At 69.9% G+C, this 7,370-nt stretch carries 3 protein-coding genes; all 3 read left to right on the top strand.

Annotation, left to right across the window (positions count from 1 at the left end; all coding sequences use genetic code 11):
* Window positions 1-124 precede the first annotated feature (124 nt).
* A complete protein-coding gene (locus GTP77_RS29255) occupies window positions 125-3,277 on the top strand; it encodes an efflux RND transporter permease subunit (protein ID WP_161075668.1) in 3,153 nt (1,050 codons plus the stop codon).
* Window positions 3,274-6,501, top strand: coding sequence for an efflux RND transporter permease subunit (locus GTP77_RS29260; RefSeq protein WP_161075669.1), 3,228 nt, complete (start codon window positions 3,274-3,276; stop codon window positions 6,499-6,501). Before GTP77_RS29255 ends, GTP77_RS29260 begins: the two co-directional genes overlap by 4 nt.
* A partial coding sequence (locus GTP77_RS29265; RefSeq protein WP_161075670.1) for a TolC family protein occupies window positions 6,498-7,370 on the top strand: 873 nt, incomplete at its 3' end. The genes GTP77_RS29260 and GTP77_RS29265, both read left to right, overlap by 4 nt.

The following is a 7,370-nucleotide window of genomic DNA, read 5'->3' on the forward strand; positions in this document are numbered from 1 at the left end:
GGCTGGCCTTGCCGACCAGGGCGCCGTCCGGCTGCTTGAGCCAGTCGTTCTGGTCCGCCGCCGGCGTGGCGCCGGTGCCGCCCGCATCGGCCACCCCAGCCGCACCGGCGCCGAAGTCCGCGCCATGAGTCCGTCGCGTCCCTTTATCCAGCGCCCGGTAGCGACCTCGCTGCTGATGCTGGCCATCGTGCTGGCCGGCCTGGTCGGCTTCAAGTTCCTGCCCCTGTCGGCGCTGCCGCAGGTCGACTTCCCCACCATCCAGGTGCAGACGCTATACCCCGGCGCCAGCCCGGAAGTGATGGGCCAGACCGTCACCGCCCCGCTGGAGCGCCAGTTCGGCCAGATGTCCGGCCTGCAGCGCATGAGTTCCACCAGCGCCGCCGGCGTGTCCATCATCACGCTGCAGTTCGGCCTGGGCCAGACCCTGGACGTGGCCGAGCAGGAAGTGCAGGCCGCCATCAACGCCGGCGGTTCGCTGCTGCCCACCGACCTGCCGGCGCCGCCCGTGTACGCCAAGGTCAACCCGGCCGACGCCCCCGTGCTGACGCTGGCCATCACCTCCGACACCATGCCGCTGACGGAAGTGCAGAACATCGTCAACACCCGCCTGGCGCTGAAGATCAGCCAGGTCTCCGGCGTGGGCCTGGTCAGCCTGAGCGGCGGCCAGCGCCCGGCCGTGCGCATCCAGGCCGACACGCAGGCGCTGTCGTCCTACGGCCTGGGCCTCGACACGCTGCGCAGCGCCATCAGCGCGGCCAACGCCAACAGCGCCAAGGGCAGCTTCGACGGCCCCACGCGCTCCTTCACCATCAACGCCAACGACCAGCTGCTCACGGCGCAGGACTACAAAAGCCTGATCGTGGCCTACCGCAACGGCGCCCCGGTGCGCCTGTCCGAGGTGGCGCGCGTGGTCGACAGCGCGGAGAACGTCAAGCTGGGCGCCTGGTCCGGCCGGCAAGGCGCGCTGGTCCCCGCCATCATCCTCAACGTGCAGCGCCAGCCCGGCGCCAACGTCATCGCCACCGTGGACGCCATCAAGGAGCGCCTGCCCGAGCTGCAGGCCGGCCTGCCCGGCGCGCTGCGGGTCGACGTGCTGAGCGACCGCACCACCGGCATCCGCGCCTCCGTCAAGCACGTCGAATTCGAGCTGGTGCTGGCCGTGCTGCTGGTGGTGCTGGTGATCTTCTTCTTCCTGCACAGCGTGCGCGCCACCGTCATCGCCAGCCTGGCCGTGCCGATCTCGCTGGTGGGCACCTTCGGCGTCATGTATTTGCTGGGCTACAGCCTGAACAACCTGAGCCTGATGTCGCTCACCATCGCCACCGGCTTCGTGGTCGACGACGCCATCGTCATGATCGAGAACATCGCCCGCTACATCGAGGAGGGCGAAACGCCGATGGCCGCCGCGCTCAAGGGCGCCACCCAGATCGGCTTCACCATCATCTCGCTGACGGTGTCGCTGATCGCCGTGCTGATCCCGCTGCTGTTCATGGGCGACGTGGTGGGCCGGCTGTTCCGCGAGTTCGCCGTCACGCTGGCCATCACCATCCTGATCTCCGCCGTGGTCTCGCTCACGCTGGTGCCCATGATGTCGGCGCGCTGGCTCACCAGCCACAAGGACGACGACCCGCGCTCCTTCGGCGCCCGCGTGCAGCGCTTCTTCGACAAGGTGATCGGCCACTACGACAGCTCGCTGCAATGGGTGCTGCGGCGCCAGGGCCTGACCCTGCTGGTGGCGCTGGCCACGCTGGGCCTGACCGTGCTGCTGTACGTGCTCATTCCCAAGGGCCTGTTCCCGACCCAGGACACCGGCCAGCTGCAGGCCCGCATCGAGACCGCGCAGGCGGTGTCCTACAGCCGCATGGCCGAGCTGCAGCAGGCCGCCGCGCGCGCCATCATGGAGGACCCGGACGTGGACACGCTCAGCTCCCTGGTGGGCGTGGACGCGGCCAACAACACCATGCTGCACACCGGCCGCATGCTGATCAACCTGAAGGACAAGCGCGGCCACCAGGACGCCATCATGGAGCGCCTGCGCCGCCGCGTGGCCGACGTGGCCGGCGTGACCATCTATTTGCAGCCCACGCAGGACCTGACCATCGACGCCGAATCCGGCCCCACCCAGTACCGGGTCTCGCTCGAGGGCGCCGACACGGCCACCGTCACCGAATGGGCCGGCAAGCTGGCCGCGCAGATGCAGAAGCACGAGCAGCTGCGCAACGTGGTGTCGGACGCCGGCGCCACCGGCGTGGCGGCCCAGGTCAGCATAGACCGCGACAGCGCCTCGCGCCTGGGCGTGACCGCCGCCGCCATCGACGACGCGCTCTACAGCGCCTTCGGCCAGCGCATCGTCTCCACCATCTTCACCGAGACCAACCAGTACCGCGTGATCCTGGAGGCCCAGCCGGGCACGCTGACCACGCCCGAGTCGCTCGGCAATCTGCACCTGAAGACCAGCTCCGGCAAGCCCACGCCGCTGTCGGCCGTGGCCAGCATCACCGAGCGCCCGGCACCGCTGCAACTGACCCACGTGGCGCAGTACCCGGCCACCACGCTGGGCTTCGACACCGCGCCCGGCGTCTCGCTGGGCCGCTCGGTGGAGGCGGTGCGCGCCGCCGCCGAGGAGATCCAGCTGCCGCCGGCGGTGTCCATGACCTTCCTGGGCGCGGCCGGCGCCTACCAGGCCTCGCTGTCGAACCAGCTGTGGCTGATCCTGGCCGCCGTGATCTGCGTCTACATCGTGCTCGGCGTGCTGTATGAAAGCTATATCCACCCGCTCACCATCCTGTCCACCTTGCCCTCGGCCGGCGTGGGCGCCTTGCTGGCGCTGATGGTCAGCGGCCAGGACCTGGGCGTGATCGGCATCATCGGCATCATCCTGCTGATCGGCATCGTCAAGAAGAACGCCATCATGATGATCGACTTCGCCATCGAGGCCGAAAGGGACCAGGGCATGCCGCCGCGCGACGCCATCCACCAGGCCGCGCTGCTGCGCTTCCGCCCGATCCTGATGACCACGCTGGCCGCGCTGTTCGCCGCCGTGCCGCTGATGCTGGGCTTCGGCGAGGGCGCCGAGCTGCGCCGGCCGCTCGGCCTGTCCATCTTCGGCGGCCTGATCGTCAGCCAGGTGCTGACCCTGTACACCACGCCGGTGATCTACCTGGGCTTCGACAGCCTGGCGCGCCGCTGGCGCGGCCGTAGCGGCGGCGGGCAGGGCGCCGCCGCCCCGGATTCGGCGCCGGTTCCTGGCTCCGTGCCGCCGGGAGCGCAGCCGTGAATCTGTCGGAACCCTTCGTCCGGCGCCCCATCGCCACCGTCCTGTTGACCATGGGCCTGGCGCTGGCGGGCATCGGCGCCTTCTTCGTGCTGCCGGTCTCGCCGCTGCCGCAGGTCGACTATCCGTCGATCTCGGTCAGCGCCAGCCTGCCCGGCGCCAGCCCGGACATCATGGCCTCCAGCGTGGCCACGCCGCTGGAGCGGCGCCTGGGCGTGATCGCCGGCGTCAACGAGATGACCTCGTCCTCGGGCAGCGGCTCCACCCGCATCAGCCTGCAGTTCGACCTGAACCGCAAGATCGACGCGGCCGCGCGCGAAGTGCAGGCCGCCATCAACGCTTCGCGCGCCGACCTGCCGGCCACGCTGCGCAGCAACCCCACCTACCGCAAGGCCAACCCGTCCGACGCGCCCGTCATCATCCTGGCGCTGACCTCGCCCACCCGCAAGCCGGGCCAGATCTACGAGGCCGTGTCCAACATCGTGCAGCAGAAGCTGGCGCAGGTGAAGGGCGTGGGCGACGTGGAGATCGGCGGCGGCTCGCTGCCGGCCGTGCGCGTGGAGCTGCTGCCCTACGCGGTGAACCGCTACGGCGTGTCGATGGAGGACGTGCGCGCCGCCATCCAGGCCTCCAACGCCAACCGCCCCAAGGGCGCGCTGGAGGGCGACGAGCGCCGCCTGCAGATCTACTCGGCGCCCATGCGCAACAGCGGCGTGGTGCCGGGCCAGGGCGGCGCGGACGCGCCGAAAGCCCGCCCCAGCGCGGTCGACTACCGCGACCTGGTGGTGGCCTGGCGCGACGGCTCGGCCATCCGCCTGCGCGACATCGCCACCGTGGAGGACGGCGCGGAGAACAAGAACACGCTGGGCCTGTTCAACGGCGACCCGGCCGTCATCGTGCTCGTCACGCGCCAGCCCGGCGCCAACGTGATCGAGACCGTGGACGGCGTGCGCGCCCTGATCCCGCAGCTGCAGGCGCAGCTGCCGCCGGACGTCAAGCTGCAGGTGGCCTCGGACAGCACCAACTCCATCCGCTCCTCGCTGCACGAGATCGAGCTCACGCTGATCATCTCCATCGTGCTGGTGGTGCTGGTGGTGAGCGCCTTCCTGCGCAGCGCGCGCGCCACCATCATCCCGGCGGTGGCCACCATCGTCTCGCTGCTGGGCACCTTCGGCGCGATGTACCTGATGGGCTTCAGCCTGAACAACCTGAGCCTGATGGCGCTGACCGTGGCCACCGGCTTCGTGGTCGACGACGCCATCGTGGTGCTGGAGAACACCGCGCGCCACATCGAGTCCGGCATGGAGCGCTTCCAGGCCGCGCTGCTGGGCGCGCGCGAAGTGGGCTTCACGGTGCTGTCCATCAGCCTGTCGCTGGTGGCCGTGTTCATCCCGCTGCTGTTCATGGGCGGCCAGGTGGGGCGCTTGTTCCGCGAGTTCGCCGTCACGCTGTCGGTGGCGGTCATGATCTCGCTGCTCATCTCGCTCACCACCACGCCCATGATGTGCGCCTGGCTGCTCAAGCCCGGCCAGCACGGCAAGCCCGAAGGCTGGGTGGCGCGCCAGTTCGAGCGCGCCTTCCAGGCCACGCTGAACGTCTACCAGCACGCGCTGGACTGGGCGCTGCACAGCGTCTGGCTGGTGATGGCCATCCTGGTGTTCGTCATCGGCCTGAACGTCTACCTGTTCTCGGCCGCGCCCAAGGGCTTCTTCCCGCAGCAGGACACCGGCCAGATCAACGGCGGCATGCGCGCCGACCAGTCGATTTCCTTCCAGGCCATGCAGGGCAAGCTGCGCCAGCTGGCGAACATCATCAAGAACGATCCGGCGGTGGCCACCGTGGTCGGCTTCACCGGCGGCGGGCGCGCCGGCGGCGGCTTCATGTTCATCAACCTGAAGCCGGCCGCCGAGCGCAGCGACTCGGGCCAGGCCGTGATTGCGCGCCTGCGCCCGCAGCTGGCCAAGGTCACCGGCGTGTCGCTGTTCCTGAACCCGGTGCAGGACCTGCGCATGGGCGGCCGCTCCAGCAACTCGACCTACCAGTACACGCTGAAGAGCGACAACCGCGCCGACCTGAAGGCCTGGGCCAGCAAGCTGGCCGACGCCATGAAGCAGCAGCCGGAGCTGACCGACGTGGACACCGACCAGGCCGAAAACGGCGTGGAGACCTTCGTCACCATCGACAAGGAAACCATTACCCGCATGGGCATCGGCGTGCGCGACGTGGACAATGCGCTCTACAACGCCTTCGGCCAGCGCCAGGTCGCCACCATCTACGACGAGCTGAATCAGTACAAGGTGGTGATGGAAGTGGCGCCGGAATACGCGAAAAGCCCGGAGGCGCTGAAGGACGTGTACGTGTCGGCCAAGGGCACGGGCGGCGGCAGCAATAACGTGGCCGCCGCGCGCGACGCCTCCACCGGCGCGGCGCTGAGCACCTCGGTGGCCGCCATGGCGCCGCTGACGGCCATCGCCAGCTTCGCCGAAAGCGCCACGCCCACCTCCGTCAACCACCAGGACGGCGAGCTGGCCACCACGGTGTCCTTCAACCTGGCCGACGGCGCCAGCCTGAGCGACGGCCAGGCCGCCGTCAAGCAGGCCGAGGCCGACATCGCCATGCCCAACAACGTGCGCGGCAGCTTCCAGGGCACGGCCAAGGCGGCCGACGACAGCAACAAGCAGCAGCCCTTGCTGATACTGGCGGCCATCGTGGTGATCTACATCGTGCTGGGCATCCTGTACGAAAGCCTGGTGCATCCGGTCACCGTGCTGTCCACCTTGCCCTCGGCCGGCGTGGGCGCCGTGCTGGCGCTGCTGATGTTCAAGATGGAGTTCTCCATCATCGCGCTGATCGGCGTGTTCCTGCTGATCGGCATCGTCAAGAAGAACGCCATCCTCATCATCGACTTCGCGCTGGAGGCCGAGCGCGCGCGCGGGCTGACGGCGGTGGTGGCGGTGCGCGAAGCCTGTTTGCTGCGCTTCCGCCCCATCCTCATGACCACCCTGGCCGCCGCGCTGGGCGCCTTGCCGCTGGCGATAGGCTTCGGCGAGGGCTCCGAGCTGCGCCAGCCGCTGGGCATCGCCATTATCGGCGGCCTGATCGCCAGCCAGCTGCTGACGCTGCTGACCACGCCGGTCGTCTACATCCTGATGGACAAGCTGCGCAGCCGCAGCGCGTCCGAACTCCAATTGAGCAGGCAGGCAACTGCCGAACCGAGCACGCCATGAACAAGCACACTCTTACCCCCGTTTCGTTGGCATTGCTGGCGGCATCCGCCCTGGCCGGCTGCGCTGCCGGCCCGAAATACGAAGTGCCCGCCACGCCGCAAACGGCCGCTTTCAAGGAAGCCGACGGCTGGGCGCCCGCCGCGCCGGCCGACGCGCTCGAACGCGGCCCGTGGTGGACGCTGTTCGGCGACCCGGTGCTCAACGAGCTGGCCGCGTCCATCGAGGTCTCCAACCAGAACGTGGCCGCCGCCGCCGCGTCGTATGCGCAGGCGCGCGCGCTGGTGTCCGAGCAGCGCGCGCAGCTGTTCCCGCAAGTGGACCTGAACGGCAGCGCCAACCGCAGCGGCGGGGGCGGCAATACCCGCACCGCCAGCGCCTACCGCGTGAACCTGGGCGGCAGCTGGGAGCCGGACATCTGGGGCCGCCTCGGCGCCGCCAGCACGGCCGCCAGCGCCAGCGCCGCCGCCAGCGCGGCCGAGCTGGCCGCCGCGCGCCTGTCCGCGCAGGGCGAACTGGCCGCCAACTATTTCGCGCTGCGCCAGGCGGACGCCCAGAAAGCGCTGCTGCAAGCGACCGTGCAGGGCTACGAGCGCGTGCTGCAGATCACGCAAAACCGCTTCGGCGCCGCCATCGCCGCCAAGTCCGACGTGCTGCAGGCCGAAACCCAGCTGGCCAACGCCCGCATAGACCTGATCAGCATCACCCGCCAGCGCGCCCAGCTGGAGCACGCCATCGCCGTCCTGCTGGGCAAAGCGCCCGCCGAGTTCTCGCTGGCGCCGCTGCCGCAAGCGGCCAGCCTCGCGCTGCCTGCCGCCGGCGCGGCCACCGCCACCGCCACCGGCGTGCCGGGCAGCGCTGCGGCGCCAGCC

The sequence above is a fragment of the Pseudoduganella aquatica genome, assembly GCF_009857595.1.
GTDB classification, from domain to species: domain Bacteria; phylum Pseudomonadota; class Gammaproteobacteria; order Burkholderiales; family Burkholderiaceae_D; genus Rugamonas; species Rugamonas aquatica_A.